Here is an 18,935-nt window from a genome sequence, read left to right on the forward strand (position 1 = left end):
GTTCTTTCTGCTCAGATCAGGCGGTACGACGTTGCCGCAGCCAGAGAACCGGCCCGCTGACCAGGTAGCCCACCACGATCAGGGCGAACGTGAGCCGGATGTCGACCAGCGCGCCGATCACCGGGGCCAGCCAGAGCCACGGCGGCAGCTTCACCAGGCGGGCGAGCTTGGCGTACGGGAAGCTCGACACCATCGCGAAGGCCAGCAGCGCCACCCCGGCGACCAGCACGGCACCGGGCACCGGCAGGCCGATCGCCACCGTCACGGCGAGCACCGCCGCCGCCATGGTGGTGGGCACCCCGCAGAAGAACCTGCCGTCCTTGGGCGAGACGTTGAAGCGGGCCAGTCGAATCGCGGCACACGCCGCGACCAGGGCGCACGCCACCGCCGCCGCCGCCGTGGAGACGGAGCCGGCGAGCGAGGCGTAGACCACCACTGGCGCGGCGAGACCGAACGAGCACATGTCGGCCAGTGAGTCCATCTGTGCGCCGAACGGGCTTGCCACCCCGAGCCGCCGGGCCAGTGCGCCGTCCAGACCGTCGAAGCCGACGCACGCGATCAGGCAGAGCGCCGCCATCCGCACCTCGCCCTGCATGGCCAGGAAGATGGCCAGCATGCCGAGCATCAGGCTGGCCAGCGTGCAGGCGTTGACCAGGCCGAACTTCATCCGACGCGCGATGGTGCGCTCGCCGGGGAGCAGTGGGATCGAGTGGGCCTCGTCGGTCTGCGTCATCGGCGGCATCGCCGGGCTGACCGGCATGACCGCGGCGACGTCGGCTCGGTCCAGGCCCAGCGTCGGGTCCACGCCCAGTGTCGGCCGGCTGAGCCGGTCCAGGCCGTAGCGACGGCGCTGCCGATCGGCGTACCGGTGCTCGGTCGGGGCCAGGTCGGTCGGGTGCAGGTCGCCGTCGCGGCGGCCGACCCGGACCAAAAGCACCTGGCGGGCGAACGTGCTGCTGCGGCGCAACCGGCCCGCCCAGCGACGCCCTGCGGGGCGCGGACTGTCAGTAGTACGACGCCGGCGCCATGGGGCTCTCGGCACGTTTCCTCCATCACCGGATCTGCTGACCGCCAAATGGCGGGTGTCCGGCTGTCTCGTGCCGGACCTTGCATGGCCCGGCAGCCGTTTTGCGGAGTACACCATCGCATAGGGGAACATGGCTTGGCGATAGCTGCCGGCGGTACTTATATCTGGCTTAAACCGCTCGAACCGCTCGCTTGTTCCCATCCCGGGCTTCATCGCCCGTTTCCTCCATCATTCCCGCCTTTGACTGTACCGGAGGGTCACCAAGTCGGCTCACCGAGCGGGGTGCTATCGGCCACTCTGTCCGATTGCCACGGCAGCGATGTCGCTCAACGGCAGGTCAGTCGCCTCGTCGCGGGTGAACCACCCCGCCCGCGCCGTCGACCCCCCGGCGGACTCGGTGACCACCGCGTCGGTGGGTACGTCCACCAGCACCCGATAGATCACCCGTACGCCATGCCAGTCCAGAGGTCGACCTTCCGGGCCCAGCGCGGCGGGATTGTGCAGATTGTTGACGCCAAGAAGCTCCACGACCCTGCCCACCTGCCCGCCCTCCTCGACCAGCTCCCGCAGCAACCCGGTGGCCGGCTGCTCGCCGTGATCGGTGCCACCGCCGGGCAGATGCCACAGACCGGCCCCCGGGTAGCCGTCCGCGATCTGGGTGAGCAGGATCCGCCCGGCGGGATCGGTGACCAACCCGTACGCCCCGAAGCGCAGCCGGCGGTCAGGGTGCTGCGGCGGCAACAGGTCCCGCGAACGGTGCGCTGCCGGCGGCAGTGGCGTGACCGGCAGGCCGAGCGCCTCGGCGGTGAACGGGGTCAGCGGCAACTGCGCCACCTCCGCCAGCGAAAGCCAGCCAACTTGATCAACCAGAGCAGCCCCGCCGGCCCGCAACCCGCCCCGGGGCTGGGCGTTCTCAGGCCCCGCGCCTCCAGGCCCCGCGCCCTCAAGCCCCGCGCCCTCAAGCCCCGCGCCGTCGGACAGTGCGCCTTGGGGCATGTTGAGCTCGAACAACAGGCGGTCGGTGTGCAGCGCGGCCTTGTCCTCCGTGAAGGTGGCCACATCGGCGACCACCGCGAGTAGTCGCGCCACAGCGATCGTTAGCCCGGCCTGCTCGGCGACCTGGCGGACCACGGCGTGCTCCGGGTCCTCGGCATGCCCTACGGCACCGCCCGGCAACCGCCAGAACCCGGGAAACTCACCCTCCGCCCCATCCCGAACCATCAAGACCCGGCCCGAGTCCCGCACCAGCCCGTAGGCCCCGACTCGCCTCGTAAACTGCACCTTTGCTCGCCCCCGCTTCGCACCCACAACTGTTGATCATTGAAGTTATCGCGGTCCATCTCGCGTTCCGACAATAACTTCATGATCAACGCGAGGCAGTGCACGGGAACCCGCAGAGCTTGGCGAGCCGGGGCGTCGCACGCGTCCGGGCCCTCCATCGCGTCCAGGGCCTCCGGCGCGCCCGAGGGCTCCGTCGCGCCCGAGGGCTCCGTCGCGTCCGAGGGCTCCGTCGCGTCCGAGGGCTCCGTCGCGTCCGAGGGCTCCGTCGCGTCCGAGGGCTCCGTCGCGTTCCGGGGGTCGTAGCCCGACACCCCATGACGACGGCCAATTCGCCCGGCCAAGACCCGTTCAGCCTGCTTTGCGACCGATCCGCTTCACCCTATTAACCCTCATTGTGCTGTCCATTCGCGTCGCGGGAGTCGAGACGAACGGTGATCGACTCGGGTTCACGGAAGGCGCGGTATGCCAGCGCCTGGGACACCGCGCCTTCAAGGAATCCGAGTGGATCACCGAGGGGCGTGGCGGCACGCCGATGATTGCCTGCCCGCGACGCCCGCGCGGCACCCCTCAGCGAGGCGTCCCGGATTCAAGATCGCGCAACATCCAGGATGTAGTGGCATCGGCGCGCCGGTGAAGCCACTACATCCTGGTTCGAGCACGATCTTGGCCCGAGGCCCGAGGCCCGAGGCCCGAGGCCCGAGGGCCAAACACCCGGGGCCCGAGGCCCGGTACCCGACACCCGAGGCCCGGGGCCCGAGGTCTGAGGCCCGAGGCCCGACGCCCAAAGACCCGACGCCCAAGACCCGAGGCCGGCGGCGCGATGCAGGGTCAGGTGAGTTGGGCGGCTTGGACTGCTTCGGCGGTCACCTCGGTGAGGCGGTCGGTGGGGAGGGCGCCCAACTCCTCGCGGCCGAACCAGCGGGCCTCGCAGGTGGAGCCGCCCACGTCGGCCACGGTCAGTGGGTTGGGCTGGTCGACGACGACCCGGTAGAAGGCGCGTACGCCGTGCCAGTCGATCGGGTAACCCTCGGGGCCGAGTGAGGCGGCGTCGCGGTGGCTGGCGACGCCGAGCAGTTCGACGAGGCGGCCGGCCTGGCCGGTTTCCTCGATCAGCTCTCGGATGAGTGCCGCGCCGGGTTGTTCGCCGTAGTCGGTGCCGCCGCCGGGTAGGTGCCAGCAGCCGGCGCCGGGGTAGCCGTCGGAGATGCGGGTGAGCAGCACTCGACCGGCGGGGTCGGTGCAGACCGCGTACGCGGCGAAGCGTTGGGCCCGGTGCAGCCCGTCGGGGCCGGGCACGGCGTAGAAGGAGGGGAACTCGGGTGCCTCGTCGGGCACCACGTCGGCTGAGGAGGCGGGCAGCCCGAGGGCGCGTGCGGTGAACGAGCGCAGCGGCAGCTCGCGCGCCTCGTCGAGGGTGTACCACCGGGCGAGGTCGGTGGGGCGCTCGCCGACCCGGTCGGCGAGGGTGCCACCGCGCACTGCCACCCGGTAGATGAGCCGGTCGGTGTGGATGGTGATGCCCCGGTCCGGGAGTGCCCGCATGTCGGCGAGCACGTCGGCCAGGCCGGAGACGGCGACGGAGAGGCCGGTTTCGGCGGCGGTCTCGCGGACGACTGTGTGGTTCGGGTCCTCGCCGTGGTCGACCGCCCCTCCGGGCAGCGACCACGCGCCGGGGGTGCCGGAGCGCTCCGATGCGCGGACCAGCAAGACTCGGCCGCTTGAATCAGCACAAACTGCGTATGCCGCGATCCTGCGGAGCGGCTTGAGCAAGGTGGTCACGGAAGCAAATTCTCCCCGGGCCGGGTTACCGGAACGGAAAAGAGTCGGATTCCTGACTATCTGGCCCCGGTCAGGGATCGGTCAGGGTAAGGATCCGGGCGGTCACCGAGGGCGGGCCGGTCACCAGCGCGGACCGTGGGGGTATGACATCGACCACCGCTCCCCGTGCCCCGTACAAGCAGCTTCGGCGACCCACCACCGACCGCATGGTCGCCGGGGTCGCCAGCGGCGTCGGCCGCTACTTCGCCGTCGATCCCACACTGGTCCGGGTGATCTTCGCGGTCACCGGCCTGCTCACCGGCGGGCTCGCGCTGTTCGCGTACCCGATCATGTGGTTCCTGATGCCGGAGGAGCCCACCGGCGCGCCGGCCTGGCCGCACGCCGCGGGCGTCGCGCCGCAGAACGGCCCGCCGCCCACCGCCGGGCCCGCGCCCGGCGGGGCACCGCAGGGGTACGCCCCGACGCCGCCCTACCCGCCGACGACCCCGTCCGGCCCGCCGCCGGCTGCCTGAGCGGCGCTCACTCCCACTCGATGGTGCCCGGCGGCTTGCTGGTGACGTCCAGGACGACCCGGTTGACCTCGGCGACCTCGTTGGTGATCCGGGTGGAGATCCGGGCCACCACGTCGTAGGGCAGCCGGGACCAGTCGGCGGTCATCGCGTCTTCGCTGGAGACCGGGCGCAGCACCACGGGGTGCCCGTAGCTGCGCCCGTCTCCCTGCACACCGACGCTGCGCACGTCGGCGAGGAGCACCACCGGGAACTGCCAGACGCCCCTGTCGAGGCCGGCGGCGGTCAGCTCCTCGCGGGCGATCAGGTCGGCCTGGCGGAGCAGGTCGAGCCGCTCCTGGTCGACCGCGCCGATGATCCGGATGGCCAGACCGGGGCCGGGGAACGGGTGCCGCCAGACCATCGCCTCAGGCAGGCCCAGCTGGAGACCGAGCGTCCGGACCTCGTCCTTGAACAGGGTGCGCAGCGGCTCGACCAGCGCGAACTTCAGGTCTTCCGGGAGGCCGCCGACGTTGTGGTGGCTCTTGATGTTGGCGGTGCCGGTGCCGCCGCCGGACTCCACCACGTCGGGGTAGAGGGTGCCCTGGACCAGGAACTCGACATCGCCGTGTGCGGCGATCTCGCGGGCCGCGGCCTCGAAGACCCTGATGAACTCCCGACCAATGATCTTGCGCTTCTGCTCCGGGTCGATCACCCCGGCGAGCGCGCCGAGGAACCGGTCGGTGGCGTCGACCACCTTCAACTTGATGCCGGTGGCGCTGACGTAGTCCTTCTCCACCTGCTCGGCCTCGCCGGCGCGCAGCAGGCCGTGATCGACGAAGACGCAGGTGAGCTGGTCACCGACGGCCTTGTGCACGAGCGCCGCGGCGACGGCCGAGTCCACCCCGCCGGAGAGGCCACAGATGACCTCCTTGTCGCCGATCTGGGCACGGATCCGGGCGACCTGCTCGTCGATGATGTTCTCGGGAGTCCAGGTCGGCTCGATCCCGGCGATGTCGTAGAGGAAGCGGGTCAGCATCTCCTGGCCGTGCGCGGTGTGCCCGACCTCCGGGTGGAACTGCACGCCGGCCCGGCGACCGGCCAGGTCCTCGAATGCGGCGACCGGCGCGCCCGCCGACTCGGCGGTGACTGTGAAGCCCTCGGGGGCCTCGGTGACGCAGTCGCCGTGGCTCATCCAGACCGGCAGGTCCGCCGGGAGGTCACGCAGCAGCACACCGGGGTCGAGGAGGCGGGGGCGCAGCGGGGTGCCGCCGTACTCGCGGTTGCCGGTCCTGGTGACAGTGCCGCCGAGCGCCTGGGCCATCGCCTGGAAGCCGTAGCAGATGCCGAAGACCGGCACGTCGGCGCTGAACACGCCCGCGTCGATCTGCGGCGCGTCCGGGGCGTAGACGCTGGACGGGCCGCCGGACAGGATGATCGCGGCGGGGTTCTTCGCCAGCATCTCGGCGATCGGCATCGAGTGCGGCACGATCTCGGAGTAGACCTTCGCCTCACGGACCCGGCGGGCGATGAGCTGGGCGTACTGGGCTCCGAAGTCCACCACGAGGACGGGGCGAGGCAGGCTCATGTGCACGAAGCCTACCGACAGTCACGGCCGCCGCCGGCACCGGCTCGCCGACACACCACCTTTCCCGCGATCTTGCACTTCCCGTCCCGACAAAAAACACATAAGCCGTGTAACGACGACCGAAACTGCAAGATCGCCGCAGGAGGTCACTGACGCAGCGCGCCGGGGGCGCCCGGCGGGACCGACGGGTTGCGTGGGGGTACGGCCGACAGCCGGCGGTACGGGGACCCGAGCGTCGGACGGGGGTCCTCATCGCCCCGGTTGGGCCAGAAGGACATCGCCCGTTCCGCCTGTGCGGTGATCGTCAGGGACGGGTTCACGCCCAGGTTGGCCGAGACTGCCGCGCCGTCGACCACGTGCAGCCCGACGTGCCCGTACACCCGGTGCCAGGGGTCGATCACCCCGTCGGCCGGGGTGGCCCCGATGACCGCTCCGCCCAGGATGTGCGCGGTCATCGGGATGTCGAAGGGTTCGGTGAGCGCACCGCCGGGGGTGCCACCGATCTCGTCGGCGAGCATTCGGGCGGCGGTGTTGCCGGCCGGGATCCAGGTGGGGCTCGGCGTGCCGTGGCCCGGCCCGGTGACCAACCTGCTGCCGAGTGGGCCACGCCGCCACCGGGTGGTCAGCGAGTTGTCCACGGACTGCATGACCAGGGCGATCACCGTCCGTTCCGACCAGCCGCGTACCGACAGCATCCGCGCGGCCAACCGGGGCTGCCGCACGATGCTGCCCAGCCAGCGGCGTACCCGGTGTGGGCCGCCGTCGACAAGCAGCGACTGGAGCAGCCCCATCACGTTGGAGCCCCGCCCGTAGCGGACCGGTTCGATGTGGGTCTGCGGGTCCGGGTGGAACGAGCTGGTGATGGCCACCCCCTCGGTGTAGTCCAACCGCTCGGCCCGAGCCCGTCGACGGGGCACCGAGGCGCCGAGGATCGCCTCCGAGTTGGTCCGGGTCAGCTCGCCGAGGCGGGGCGAGAGCCCGGGTAGCGCACCATCGGCCCGCATTCCGTGCAGCAGCCGCTGGGTGCCGAGCGCCCCGGCGGCGAAGACCACCTGGTCGGCGTGGATGACCTGCCGTCCCTTGCGCAGCCAGGCGCCGGTGCGTTCGGTGTGCACCTCGTACCCGCCGCCGTCGGCGGGCCGGACGGCGGTCACAGTGGTCAGCTGACGGACCGTGACCCCGAGCCGTTCGGCGAGCCAGAGGTAGTTCTTCACCAGTGTGTTCTTCGCGCCGTGCCGGCAGCCGGTCATGCACGAGCCGCAGTGCAGGCAGCCGGTGCGTTCCGGGCCGGCGCCGCCGAAGTACGGGTCGGCGATCCGCTGGCCGGGCCGGCCGATGTGCACGCCCACCGGGGTGGCGTGGAAGGTGTGCCCCACTCCCATCCGGTCGGCCACCGCGCGCATGGCGCGGTCCGCGCCGGTGTGCACCGGGTACGTGGTGACGCCGAGCATCCGTTTCGCCTGGTCGTAGTGGCGGGCCAACTCGTCGCGCCAGTCGGTGATGTCGCGCCACTGCGGGTCGCTGAAGAAGGCCGGCAGCGGTTCGTAGAGGGTGTTGGCGTAGACCAGCGAACCGCCGCCCACCCCGGCGCCGGAGAGCACCAGCACCCCGCCGCCGGATCGTCTGTCGGCCGGGCGGAGCAGGGTGAGCCGTTGGATGCCGTAGCAGCCCATCTTCGGTGCCCAGAGGAACCGGCGGATCCGCCAGGACGTCTGCGGGAACTCGTCGTCGGCGAAGCGGCGGCCGGCTTCCAGCACGGCCACCGAGTAGCCCTTCTCGGCCAGTCGGAGCGCGGTGACGCTGCCACCGAAGCCGGACCCGATGACGACCACGTCGTACCGCATGGAGGCATCATTACTCGCGAGTAGCGCTCGCGCCAGCGGCACTTTTCGCGCGATCATGCTCCGGCCGACCGACCCGGCGCCTCCCGGCCGCAACCCGGAGCACCCGTCGGAACGTTGTTCACCAGACGGGTGGAAGGAATCCAACATGGTTCTCGGGTCGATGGCGCCGCGCCGACGGTGGCTGCTGCTGGGGCTGACGGCCCTCGCCGTCGTCGCGCTGATCGCGGCCGGCACGGTAGTGATCACCCGGTTGACCGGCGACGACAAGCCGGGCGGCGCTCCGGTGGCCGGCTCACCGACCCCGTCGCCGATCGGCACGCCGACGCCGAGCCCCAGCGGCCCACCGCCGGGCGCGGACATCACCGGCCCGCTCAACCTGCTGCTGGTCGGCGTGGACACCCGGGTCAGCGTGCCCGGGTGGGAGCCGCACTCGGACGCCGTGCTGGTGCTGCACGTACCCAAGGGGTTGGATCGGGCGTACCTCTTCTCGCTCCCCCGCGACCTGGTGGTGGACATCCCGGCGTTCCCGAAGGCCGGCTACAAGGGTGGCAAGACCAAACTCACGCACGCGATGAGCTTCGGCAGCCGGGTGCCGGGCAAACCCAAACAACCCAGCACCGCCCAGGGGTACGAGCTGCTGCGCAGCACCGTCAGCGGTTACACCGGTCTGCGCATCGACGCGGGTGCGGTGCTCACCTTCACCGGGTTCGATCGGCTGGTCAACGCCCTGGGTGGGGTGGACATCTACGTCGACCAGCGGGTCGAGTCGCTGCACCGCCGACCGGACGGCAAGTACCGGGAGAGCGCGCCGGGCGGCTACAAGGGGCCGCAGCAGGTCTACGAGAAGGGCGACCGGCACCTCAACGGCTGGCAGGCGCTCGACTACGCGCGGCAGCGCTACATCACCGGCGGTGACTACGCCCGGCAGCGCCACCAGCAGCAACTGATCCGGGCCATGACCCGCAAGATCCTGGACGAGGGGCTGGCCCGGCAACCGGAGCGCGTCGACCAGGTGGTTTCCGCGCTGGGCGACACGCTGGTCTACGTGGGTGGGCGCCGGATCGTGGACATCGCGTACGCCCTCAGTGGCCTGCCGGAGAACCGTTTCACGCTGGTCGGGCTGCCCGGTTCCGGTGTCGGCAAGGGCAGCGCCTACCGGGGTGAACAGCTGACCAGCGAGGGCCGGAAGTTCCTCACCGAACTCCGCGCCGGCCGCGCCGACGCGTACCTGACCGCCCATCCCAAACTGGTCGTGAAGAACTGACCGCCAATCAGAGTCGCTTGGGCAGGTCGGGCTTCTCGGTGCCGTAGAGCCAGGCGTCGAAGATCGCGTCGAGCTGCTTGCCGGAGATCCGCTCGGCCAGCGCCACGAACTCGGCGGTGGTGGCGGTGCCGTCGCGCTTCTCCGCCGCCCACGTCTTGACGATCTCGAAGAACGCCTTGTCGCCGACGGCCACCCGCAGGGCGTGCAGTGTCATCCCACCGCGCTGGTAGACCGACTCGCTGAACAGCTTGTCCACGCCCGGCTTGCCCGGCGGCGTCCTCCACACCTGCGCGGACATCTCGGCGTACCGGGTGTCGAAAGCCTCCTTGGCGGTGTACGCCTCGGTGTGCTCGGCCCAGAGCCACTCCGCGTACGTCGCGAAGCCCTCGTTGAGCCAGATGTCCTCCCACTTGGCCAGCGAGACACTGTCGCCGAACCACTGGTGGGCCAACTCGTGGGCGACGACCTCGGTGTTCTCGCCCTGCCGGAAGAAACTCGCCGCGTAGACCGGTCGGCTCTGCGTCTCCAGGGCATAGGAGATCCGGCTGTCGGAGATCACCACCCCGCCGTACGCGTCGAACGGGTACGGCCCGAACACACTCTCCAGGTAGTCGGCCACCGCGACGGTCTGCGCGATCGACGCGTCGGCGTTCCCCTTGGCCACCGTGGTGGTGACCGCGTTGTAGACCGGGCGGCCCTTGTGCTCGGCGGTGGTGATCCGGAACTTGCCGATCACCAGCGTGCTCAGGTAGCTGGCCATCGGCGACTTCTCCGACCACTTCCAGGTGGTCCAACCGCCGGTGCTGGTCTTCCCGCCGGGAACGCCGTTGCTGATCGCGGTCAGACCGTCCGGAACGGTGACCTCGAAGTCGTAGGCAGCCTTGTCCGACGGGTGGTCGTTGACCGGGAACCAGGTGCTGGCCGACTCGGGCTGACCCAGCGCGATGGCACCGTCGGCGGTGTGCAGGAAGCCACCGTCACCGAGCGTCTCGTTCTTCAGCGGCTTCGGCTTGCCCGCGTAGGTGATCTCGGCGACGAACCCGTTGCCGTTGATGAGGCCGGAAGCCGGCTTGATCACCAGCTCGTTCCGCTTGCGGCTGTGGGTCGCCGGCGCGCCGTCCACTGTGACCGCGCTGACGGTCAGGCCGGCCAGGTCGAGGTTGAACGTCGACAGGTCAGTGGTCGCGGTGGCCCGCACCGTTGTCGTACCCGTCAACTGGTCCCTGGCCGGGTCGTAGCGCACCTTCACCGTGTACCGCCCGACGTCGTAGCCGCCGTTGCCGTAGGTCGGGAAGTAGGCGTCGCCGACCCCGTCGGCGCCCGCGGCGAACGTCCGTGCCGGAGTGGGGGACGCGCTCGGTGGTGGGGCCGTCTCCGGGCCCGCCGAGTCACATCCGGACAGTGCGAGCGCACCGGTCACCAGCAGGCCGACAGCCACTCGCAGTCTGTGCCGCGTCCCGCGCATCCCACACCCTTTCCGCACGGTGGCCGGTCACGGCCTCCGCCGTCCCGCGCGAACGGGCGCCTACCCGCCGTTCGCAGCCGGCAGCATATCGACCGGGCAGCGGGGCCGGGTCACGGCAGTGTGGGGGCCGAACCACCCACCAACCAGGCGTCGAAGAGCGGACGCAGTTGCCGCCCGGCGACCCGCTCGGCCAGCGCGACGAGGTCCGCGGTGGTCGCGTTGCCCGCCGCCCGCTCGGTGGTCCAGGTACGCAGGATGCGGAAGAAGAGGTCGTCACCGACGGTCCGGCGCAACGCGTGCACGGCGAGCGCCCCGCGCTTGTAGACGGCACTGCCGAACATCTGCTCCCGGCCCGGCTCGACCGACGGCTGCGTCCAGTCGGTCGCCGCGTACTGGATCTCGAAGTTGCGCTGGGCTGTCCGGCCGCCGTCGTGCTCCTCCCACAACCACTCGGCGTAGCTGGCGAAGCCCTCGTTGAGCCAGATGTCGCTCCACCTGGTCAGCGACACGCTGTCGCCGAACCACTGGTGCGCCAGTTCGTGGGCGATGACGCTCGGGTTCGGCCGGTCGTCCGCGAAGAAGCCAGGCCCGTAGACCGGCCGGGACTGGGTCTCCAGCGCGTACCCGATCCGCTCGTCGGCGATCACGATCCCCCCGTACGAGTCGAACGGGTACGGGCCGAAGCGGCTGGCCAGGAAGTCGACGATCGCGCCGGTGCGGGCCAGCGAGGTGGCCGCGCCGCCGGTCGCCGGAAGGCTCGCGGCCACCGCCGTGACCATCGGTCGGCCGGCGTGCGTGCCGGTCACCACCCGGTAGTCACCGATCACGAGCGTGCTCAGGTAACTGGCCATCGGGGCGCGCTCCGACCAGCGCCAGGTGGTCCAGCCGTCGGCGCTGCTCTTCGGCCCGGGTACGCCGTTGCCCAACGCGGCCAGGCCGTCCGGGACGGTCACCGCCAGGTCGTAGGTGGCCTTGTCCGACGGGTGGTCGTTGACCGGGAACCAGGTGGCTGCCGAATCGGGTTGGCCGAGCGCCACCGCGCCGTCGGCGGTGTGCAGGAAACCACCGCTGCCCAACACCCCGTCGTCGACAGCAGTGGGGACGCCCGCGTACTCGACGGTCACTGTGAACTGCCGGCCGCGCGGCAGTCCGTCGCGGGGGGTCACCACCAGCTCGCCGTCGCCGCGCCGGTGCTCGGCCGCCGCGTCACCCACGCTGACCGCGCTGACCTTTAGACCGACCAGGTCCAGGTTGAACCGGGACAGGTCCTGCGTGGCGGTGGCCGTGATGACGGCTCGACCGGTCAGCCGGTCGGTTGACGGGTCGTAGCGGACGTCGAGGCCGTAGTGCCCGACGTCGTAACCGCCGTTGCCGTGCCCCGGCACGTACGGGTCGCCGACGTCGGCGGCACCGGGCCGGAAGCCGTCGTGGTCGTCGCCGGTGCAAGCGGTGGCGGCCAGCCCGATCGCGCAGGTCAGCGCGGCGACGCGCAGTCTCCGTCCGGTCAGGACCATGCCCACCCCTCCTGCCGCACCCGGCCGTCTGCGGCGTTCCGGTGAGGACGAGCGTAGTCAGGATCGCGGGCCGCGCGGCCGGTATCGACGATCATCAGTGACTTTCGTCGAATCCAACAAAAGCTGCCGTCGATCGAACCTTTCTTTCGACTTAGACCGACGTTAGTGTCTGTCTCCGACCACCGTCGCGAAAGGTGGAACCATGCCAGACCACACCGCCCCCGACGCCACCCCCACCGGCCGGCTCAGCCGCCGATCCCTGCTCGCCGCCTCCGCCGGCGCCGCCGCCGCGATCGGCGCGGCGGGCCTACCCGTCCTCGCCACCGGCACCCCCGCGCTCGCCAATCCCGGCAACGCGAGCAAGCTGCGGGTGGAGCCGCTGATCCCGGCCCGCAACCGCGGCATCATCCTCTACAGCGTCCGCGACCGGATCACCGCCGCGCCCGACGACAGCGGAGTGCCGTACGGCTTCGAGCGCGTCCTCGCCCGACTCGCCGAGATCGGCTACAAGGAGATCGAGTTCGCCGGCTACACCCAGAGCACCGAGATCCTGGGCCGGCAGATCACCCCCGCCGAGATCCGCAAGATCCTCGACGACAACGGTCTGGTGGCCAACGGCACCCACGCCACGATCCAGCCAGCCACCTTCCAGCAACAGCTGGACATCGCCGAGGAACTCGGCATGAAGAACATCGGCACCGGCAGCGACCCGACCAGCAGCGCCTACAAGGCCGAGTGGGACGCCGCCGCGGACATCTGGAACGAGCTGGGCCGGCAGGCCAAGGCCCGGGGCATGCGGCTCTACACGCACAACCACGACGCCGCGTACAGCTTCCTGATCGACCGGGGCCCGCGCGACGCGCAGGGCCGGCAGACCCGGTCCTCCGGCATCCGCCGACTGGAGTACTTTTTCGAGATCACCGACCCGCGGTACGTCTTCTTCGAGCTGGACATCTACTGGGCCTACGTGGCCCGTTACAAGCACCAGAAGTACGTCAACCCGGCCGGCCAGGAGGTGACCGACCTGTTCGACCCGATCCTCACAGTGGCCGACCGGACCACCCGGTTCCCGCTCTTCCACGCCAAGGACGGCGACCGGGACACCAGCGTGCCCAACGGGTACCAGATGACCCCGCTCGGCGACGGCGACCTCAACTTCCAGCAGTTCTTCCAGACCATCGGCGAGCGCAACTTCCACCACGCCAACTGGGAGATGGACACCGCCCCCGGCGGCGCGGACAACAGAGGCCAGTCGCTCGACTTCGCGGCGACCAGCTACCGCAACATGTCCGACCTGACCATCTACGTGGAGAAGTGACTCCCCGCTGAACGCGACGAAGGCCGGCCCCGCACCAGGCGGGGCCGGCCTTCCGGCGTCTCACGATCGGTCAGCGGTCCAGGACCAGGCCGACCTTCTGGAACTCCTTCAGGTCGCGGTAACCGCACTTGGCCATCGCCCGACGCAGCCCACCGAACAGGTTGAGCTGGCCGTCGGCCTCGTCCGCAGGCCCGAAGAGCAACTGCTCCATCGACCCGAGCGGCTCACCGGCGACCTCGAACGCACCCCGGGGCAGCGACGGGTGACTCGCCGCCGAGTGCCACCAGGCACCACCGGCCGGGGCCTCGTCGCAGAGCGACAACGGCTCACCGAGCATCACCGCGTCCGCACCGCAGCCGAGCGCCTTGGCGATGTCGCCCGAGGTCTGGATGTCACCGTCGGCGATCAGGTGCACGTACCGGCCGCCGGTCTCATCCAGGTAGTCACGGCGGGCCGCCGCGGCGTCGGCGATCGCGGTGGCCATCGGCACCCGGATGCCCAGCACCGACTCGGTGGTCGACCACTCGTCGCCACCGATACCCACGATCACGCCGGCCGCGCCGGTACGCATCAGGTGCAGCGCCGTCTTGTAGTCAGTGCAGCCACCGACGATCACCGGCAGGTCCAGGTCGGCGATGAACTCCTTGAGGTTCAGCGGCTCATCGGTGGTCGACACGTGCTCGGCCGAGACGATGGTGCCCTGGATGACCAGGATGTCCACCCCGGCGTCCAGGATCACCGGCGCCAGCGCGAGGGTGTGCTGCGGAGAGACCCGCACCGCCACCGTGCTGCCACCGGCGCGCAGCTCGCGCACCCGCTCCGCGATCAGGTCCGGGCGGATCGGCTCGGCGTACACCTCCTGGAGCCGCTTGGTGGCGCGGGCCTCCTCGTCGAGGCCGGCCAGCTCGTCCAGCACCTTGGTCGGGTTCTCGTAGCGGGTCCAGAGCCCCTCGACGTTGAGCACGCCAAGGCCGCCGAGCTGACCGAGCCGCACCGCCGAGGCCGGGCTCATGGTGGCGTCGGAGGGGTGGCCGACGCACGGAATACCGAACGGGTACGCGTCGAGCTGCCACGACGTCGAGACGTCGTCGACGTCGCGGGTGCGGCGGCTCGGCACGATGGCGATGTCGTCCAGGTGGTAGCCGCGCTGCGCGGTCTTGCCCAGCCCGATCTCGACCACGTCACGCATGGGGGACTCCAGGTGGTTGGGGGTGTTGGGTCAGCGGGTGTGGTAGTTGGGCGCCTCGACGGTCATCTGGATGTCGTGCGGGTGGCTCTCCTTCAGACCAGCCGCGGTGATCCGGATGAGCTGGCCCCGGCGGTGCAGATCGGGGATGTTCTCCGCACCGGCGTATCCCATGGCCAGCCGCAGCCCGCCGACCAGCTGGTGGGCGACCCGGGACAGCGGCCCCCGGTAGGGCACCTGACCCTCCACGCCCTCGGGGACCAGCTTGTCGTCGCTGAGCACGTCCTGCTGGAAGTAACGGTCCTTGCTGTACGACTTCGCCTGGCCACGGGACTGCATCGCGCCGAGCGACCCCATCCCGCGGTACGTCTTGAACTGCTTGCCGTTGACGAAGATCAGCTCGCCGGGGCTCTCCTCGCAGCCGGCCAGCAGGCTGCCGAGCATCACCGTGTCGGCGCCGGCCACCAGGGCCTTGGCGATGTCGCCAGAATATTGGATGCCGCCGTCGCCGATCACCGGCACACCGGCCGGGCGGGCGGCCCGGGCCGCCTCCATGATCGCGGTCACCTGCGGCACACCGACCCCGGCGACGATCCGGGTGGTGCAGATCGCGCCCGGCCCCACGCCCACCTTGACGCCGTCGGCTCCGGCGTCGACAAGCGCCTTCGCGCCGGCGTACGTGGCCACGTTGCCGCCCATGACGTCGACAGCCACATCGGCCTTGAGCCTGCGGACCATGTCCAGCACGGCCCGCTGGTGACCGTGCGCGGTGTCCACGATCAGCACGTCGACGCCCGCGTCGACCAGGGCACGGGCCCGCTTGTACGCGTCCTCGCCCACACCGATCGCGGCGGCGACCCGCAGCCGGCCGGCGTCGTCCTTGCTGGCATCCGGGTACTGCTCGCTCTTGGTGAAGTCCTTGACGGTGATCAGGCCACGCAGCCGACCCGAGTCGTCGACGATCGGCAGCTTCTCGACCTTGTGCTGACGCAGCAACGCCAGGGCGTCGTCCTTGCTCACCCCGACCCGCGCGGTGACCAGCGGGGTGTGGGTCATGATCTCCCGAACCGGGGTGTCCGGCTCGGAGACGAAACGCATGTCCCGGTTGGTGACGATGCCGACAAGCTGGCCGTCGCTGTCCACCACCGGAACGCCGGAGATGCGGTAACGCCCGCACAACTCGTCGACCTCGCGCAGGGTGTCATCCGGGCTGGCGGTCACCGGGTTGGTGATCATGCCCGACTCGGAGCGCTTCACCAGGTCGACCTGGAGGGCCTGGTCCTCCAGGGAGAGGTTGCGGTGCAGGACGCCGATGCCGCCCTGGCGGGCCATGGCGATCGCCATCCGGGCCTCGGTCACCGTGTCCATCGCGCTGGACAACAGCGGAATGGACAACTCGATGTTGCGGGTGAGCTTGGTCCGGGTGTTGACCCGGCTGGGCACCACGTCCGACTCGCCCGGCTGGAGCAGCACGTCGTCGAAGGTGAGGCCGAGCGGAACCACCCGGGCGGAGCCGGCCGGCAGCTCGGGCAGGTGGCCGCCCAGGTCGGCGTGCTCCACGCCGGCCGGAAGATCGGTGCTGGGCGAATTTTCCACGATTGCTCCCCTGAGCTGCTCGGATGGGCTTCAGCGAGGTGGCGCGGGCGGGCACCGGAGCGCGCCACGGTGCCGGCACGTCGCCTCATCGTACCCAGTGAGCTGGGCGACCCGTCCGTGGCAGGCCGGGCCGGCGCGGAGGCCGGGGGGCGGACGTTCGCGCCGCGTTGGGTCTACGGTGAGGGGGTGCACGACGAGCCCATCGACCCGTTCAATGGCGACCCGGCCGATCCGACAGCGGGTCTGGAAGACCCGGGCGATGACGCGACGCCGGATCCGCTGACCGACGTCGAGCGGCAGGATGTGCTGGAAGACCTCGCTGACCTGGAGATCTACCAGGCTCTGCTGGCCCCGATCGGGGTCCGCGGGCTGGTGATCGAATGCGAGGACTGCCGCGAGCCGCACTACTTCGACTGGGACCTGCTCCGCGGCAACCTGCGGCACCTGCTCAACTCGGGCCGGCCCCGGGTGCACGAACCCGCCTACGACCCGGACCCGGACCACTACGTGACCTGGGACTACGCCCGGGGGTACGCGGACGGGGTGCACGACACCCTGTCCGAGGGCACCGAGGACGAGCCGGACGCCCCGACCGCCACCAAGTAACGCCTGCCGGGCGGCGGGCACCCCCGCTGCCCCGCGCCCCGGATGCTCCGCTGCCGCGCTGTCCGCCCTGTAGTCGCGCGGCGTACCTCGCAGTCGCGCCCCCGGTGCCCAGCGGTCGCGCGGCGTACCCGGGCTGCCGCGCACCCCGGAGGCTCAGCAGTCGCGCAGCGGTGCCTTGCAGTCGCGCGGCCTGCCCTTTAGTCGCGCGGCGTACCCGGGCTGCCGCGCGCCCGGGCTGCCCTGCCGTCGCGCGGCGTGCGTCGGTCAGGCCACCAGACCGGCGCGGAAACCCGCTGCCACCGCGTGGGCCCGGTCCCGGGCGCCAAGCTTGCGGAACAACCGGCGGGCGTGCGTCTTGACGGTGTCCTCCGAGACGAACAGCTCCCGGCCGATCTCCGCGTTGCTCTTGCCCTCGGCCATGCCGAGCAGCACCTGAAGCTCACGCTCGGTGAGGCCGATCGACGCCCGACTGGGTCGGGCGTTCGCTGCGGGACGGCCCGGTTCGGTCTGGGTCGACGACTCGCCGGTCCCTGCCTCCGCCTCGTCGTCGCCCCGCTGTACCGGCACCGACGCCACCCCGGCCGGCCCGTCGGCTGCTGTGGCCGCCCAGCCGGGTTCACCGGAGCCGCGTGGCGACGGCCCGGAGCGGCCGGAGCCACCCACCGCCGCCGCGTCGCGGGCCGGATCGGTGATCCGCTGCCGGGAGGCTCGGCCAGGCGCGGTGAGCAGCAGGAGCGCCTTTGCCACTGCGCTGGTCAGGTCATGGTCGACATTCTGGATGAGCCCCCGCGCGCCGGCGCTGATGGTGGCCGCCGCGGCCTCGGACTCCTCGGTGCCCAGCAGCAGCACCGCCGCCTGGGGCGCACGCGCCAACACCCGGCGGACGAAACCGGCGCTGTCCGGCCGGGTGAGGGCCGTGTCGGCCAGGACCACGTCGGCCGGTCGCTCGGCCAGACGCAGCATCACCTCTGGATCAGAGACGGCGGTACGAACGATCGCGGACAACCCCAGCCGCGCGGCAGCAGAAGTAAGGTGCTGGGCCGCGAGTGGTGTCCGAACGCACACAAGAACGGTACGCACTGTGGTCTCCTCTCCGCCAACGAGCAGACCATGACGAGGTCGGCTGGGGAGGGGGTTCCCGGCAATCCTTCGAACTTTTCCGACAGATAGGGCAAAAGCCGCAATTTCTCGGACGTTTTCGATCACAGACGTGTGAGTTGGCGACAGCCCGGGTACCGGGAGATCCAGGCCGGGAACGGTGCGCCTGCGCGGCCCGCCGCCCGGATGCCGGCCATAAGGATTCTCGCGGAGCCGCGCGGGAGGAGGGGTGCTGATGTCGAACGTACGTAGACTGCCCGGACCCATCGTCGATCTCTGGGACTGGCAGCGACTCGGTGCCTGCCGGGGGCGCGACAGCGCCCAGTTCTTCCACCCCGACGGTGAGCGTGGTTCCTCCCGGTTGCGTCGCGAGTCCGCTGCCAAGTCGGTCTGCCGCGCCTGCCCGGTTCGCGCCGAGTGCGCCGCCCACGCCCTGTCGGTACGGGAGCCTTACGGCGTGTGGGGCGGCTTCAGCGAGTCGGAGCGCCTGCGACTACTCGCCGTCGGCTGGGAGGATCTGGCAGACCGCCGGCACGCCCGGGTCGACGTCGCGCGGCTGGAGGCCCGTCTGGGCCGCCCGCACAAGTCGACCGTCCCGGCCCAACGCAACGTCGCCTGACCCGACGCGTCCCCAACATCTGCGAACCGCGCCCTCCCAGCGAGGGCGCGGTTTCGTGTCGTTCATGGGGTTTCGTGTCGTTCATGCGGTTCCCCCACGGCCAGGGCCCGCGCCACCGCCGACGGCGCGGTTCGTGTCGCTCAGGCGGTTTCCCAGGACCACCGACAATGCCTTGATCAACACGGGTTCCTTGATGTCGGGGCATCCCGCCCGCCCGGACACCCCGATTTCAATGACCCCGAGTGGATCAAGCCGAGTGTCC

General features: G+C 70.9%; 15 protein-coding genes. 5 read left to right on the plus strand and 10 right to left on the minus strand.

Annotation, left to right across the window (positions count from 1 at the left end):
- Positions 1-16 precede the first annotated feature (16 nt).
- From AB0K35_RS05800 to AB0K35_RS05810, 3 genes are all read right to left on the minus strand, one after another.
- On the minus strand, positions 17-967 hold the full coding sequence (locus AB0K35_RS05800; RefSeq protein ID WP_238668356.1) for a CDP-alcohol phosphatidyltransferase family protein: 951 nt from the start codon (positions 965-967) through the stop codon (positions 17-19).
- Positions 968-1,312: 345 nt separating this feature from the next.
- Entirely contained in the window at positions 1,313-2,308 is a 996-nt protein-coding gene (locus AB0K35_RS05805; RefSeq protein WP_363883974.1) for an NUDIX domain-containing protein, read from the minus strand.
- Between the two features lie 828 nt (positions 2,309-3,136).
- Positions 3,137-4,087, minus strand: coding sequence for an NUDIX domain-containing protein (locus AB0K35_RS05810; protein WP_210783350.1), 951 nt, complete (start codon positions 4,085-4,087; stop codon positions 3,137-3,139).
- Between the two features lie 143 nt (positions 4,088-4,230).
- Between AB0K35_RS05810 and AB0K35_RS05815 the strand changes: the two genes are divergently transcribed.
- Positions 4,231-4,599, plus strand: coding sequence for a PspC domain-containing protein (locus tag AB0K35_RS05815; protein ID WP_238667614.1), 369 nt, complete (start codon positions 4,231-4,233; stop codon positions 4,597-4,599).
- Between the two features lie 7 nt (positions 4,600-4,606).
- Here the strand turns inward: AB0K35_RS05815 and guaA are convergent, their stop codons facing one another.
- A complete protein-coding gene (guaA, locus tag AB0K35_RS05820; RefSeq protein WP_238667613.1) occupies positions 4,607-6,163 on the minus strand; it encodes a glutamine-hydrolyzing GMP synthase in 1,557 nt (518 codons plus the stop codon).
- A gap of 146 nt (positions 6,164-6,309) precedes the next feature.
- Positions 6,310-8,007: a GMC family oxidoreductase gene (locus AB0K35_RS05825; protein ID WP_363883977.1), complete on the minus strand. Its 1,698-nt coding sequence runs from the start codon at positions 8,005-8,007 to the stop codon at positions 6,310-6,312.
- A 145-nt stretch (positions 8,008-8,152) separates the two neighbouring features.
- Between AB0K35_RS05825 and AB0K35_RS05830 the strand changes: the two genes are divergently transcribed.
- On the plus strand, positions 8,153-9,271 hold the full coding sequence (locus AB0K35_RS05830; protein ID WP_363883979.1) for an LCP family protein: 1,119 nt from the start codon (positions 8,153-8,155) through the stop codon (positions 9,269-9,271).
- A gap of 7 nt (positions 9,272-9,278) precedes the next feature.
- On the opposite strand, the gene AB0K35_RS05835 is transcribed toward AB0K35_RS05830, so the two are convergent.
- Together AB0K35_RS05835 and AB0K35_RS05840 are read right to left on the minus strand one after the other, a co-directional pair.
- The gene (locus tag AB0K35_RS05835; protein WP_363883981.1) at positions 9,279-10,736 is read right to left on the minus strand and encodes a M1 family metallopeptidase; all 1,458 of its coding nucleotides are present in this window, start codon (positions 10,734-10,736) and stop codon (positions 9,279-9,281) included.
- Positions 10,737-10,846: 110 nt separating this feature from the next.
- The gene (locus AB0K35_RS05840) at positions 10,847-12,250 is read right to left on the minus strand and encodes a M1 family metallopeptidase (protein ID WP_363883983.1); all 1,404 of its coding nucleotides are present in this window, start codon (positions 12,248-12,250) and stop codon (positions 10,847-10,849) included.
- Between the two features lie 202 nt (positions 12,251-12,452).
- On the opposite strand from AB0K35_RS05840, the gene AB0K35_RS05845 reads away from it, so the two are divergent.
- Positions 12,453-13,568, plus strand: coding sequence for a sugar phosphate isomerase/epimerase (locus tag AB0K35_RS05845; RefSeq protein WP_363883985.1), 1,116 nt, complete (start codon positions 12,453-12,455; stop codon positions 13,566-13,568).
- A gap of 70 nt (positions 13,569-13,638) precedes the next feature.
- On the opposite strand, the gene AB0K35_RS05850 is transcribed toward AB0K35_RS05845, so the two are convergent.
- Together AB0K35_RS05850 and guaB are read right to left on the minus strand one after the other, a co-directional pair.
- Positions 13,639-14,757, minus strand: a complete 1,119-nt coding sequence (locus AB0K35_RS05850) for a GuaB3 family IMP dehydrogenase-related protein (protein ID WP_238667606.1) — start codon at positions 14,755-14,757, stop codon at positions 13,639-13,641.
- Positions 14,758-14,787: 30 nt separating this feature from the next.
- Positions 14,788-16,350, minus strand: coding sequence for an IMP dehydrogenase (guaB, locus tag AB0K35_RS05855; RefSeq protein WP_363883987.1), 1,563 nt, complete (start codon positions 16,348-16,350; stop codon positions 14,788-14,790).
- A 186-nt stretch (positions 16,351-16,536) separates the two neighbouring features.
- On the opposite strand from guaB, the gene AB0K35_RS05860 reads away from it, so the two are divergent.
- A complete protein-coding gene (locus tag AB0K35_RS05860) occupies positions 16,537-16,956 on the plus strand; it encodes a DUF5319 domain-containing protein (RefSeq protein ID WP_238667602.1) in 420 nt (139 codons plus the stop codon).
- Positions 16,957-17,220: 264 nt separating this feature from the next.
- Here AB0K35_RS05860 and AB0K35_RS05865 read toward each other — a convergent pair whose 3' ends face one another.
- Positions 17,221-18,036, minus strand: a complete 816-nt coding sequence (locus AB0K35_RS05865) for a response regulator transcription factor (RefSeq protein ID WP_238667601.1) — start codon at positions 18,034-18,036, stop codon at positions 17,221-17,223.
- Between the two features lie 253 nt (positions 18,037-18,289).
- Between AB0K35_RS05865 and AB0K35_RS05870 the strand changes: the two genes are divergently transcribed.
- Positions 18,290-18,673 carry a WhiB family transcriptional regulator gene (locus tag AB0K35_RS05870; RefSeq protein ID WP_091406539.1) on the plus strand — a complete coding sequence of 128 codons (384 nt, stop codon included), beginning with the start codon at positions 18,290-18,292 and terminating at the stop codon, positions 18,671-18,673.
- Positions 18,674-18,935: the final 262 nt, after the last annotated feature.

This window comes from Micromonospora sp. NPDC053740, assembly GCF_040677775.1.
GTDB classification, from domain to species: Bacteria; Actinomycetota; Actinomycetes; order Mycobacteriales; family Micromonosporaceae; genus Micromonospora; species Micromonospora alfalfae.

What these genes read in the sequence shown, in the direction of transcription:
- AB0K35_RS05850 (WP_238667606.1), bottom strand. Translation starts at nt 14,757, where the DNA reads ATGCGTGACGTGGTCGAGATCGGGCTGGGCAAGACCGCGCAGCGCGGC.
- AB0K35_RS05835 (WP_363883981.1), bottom strand. Translation starts at nt 10,736, where the DNA reads ATGCGCGGGACGCGGCACAGACTGCGAGTGGCTGTCGGCCTGCTGGTG.
- AB0K35_RS05815 (WP_238667614.1), top strand. Translation starts at nt 4,231, where the DNA reads ATGACATCGACCACCGCTCCCCGTGCCCCGTACAAGCAGCTTCGGCGA.
- AB0K35_RS05845 (WP_363883985.1), top strand. Translation starts at nt 12,453, where the DNA reads ATGCCAGACCACACCGCCCCCGACGCCACCCCCACCGGCCGGCTCAGC.
- guaA (WP_238667613.1), bottom strand. Translation starts at nt 6,163, where the DNA reads ATGAGCCTGCCTCGCCCCGTCCTCGTGGTGGACTTCGGAGCCCAGTAC.
- AB0K35_RS05825 (WP_363883977.1), bottom strand. Translation starts at nt 8,007, where the DNA reads ATGCGGTACGACGTGGTCGTCATCGGGTCCGGCTTCGGTGGCAGCGTC.
- AB0K35_RS05840 (WP_363883983.1), bottom strand. Translation starts at nt 12,250, where the DNA reads ATGGTCCTGACCGGACGGAGACTGCGCGTCGCCGCGCTGACCTGCGCG.
- AB0K35_RS05830 (WP_363883979.1), top strand. Translation starts at nt 8,153, where the DNA reads ATGGTTCTCGGGTCGATGGCGCCGCGCCGACGGTGGCTGCTGCTGGGG.
- AB0K35_RS05870 (WP_091406539.1), top strand. Translation starts at nt 18,290, where the DNA reads ATGTCGAACGTACGTAGACTGCCCGGACCCATCGTCGATCTCTGGGAC.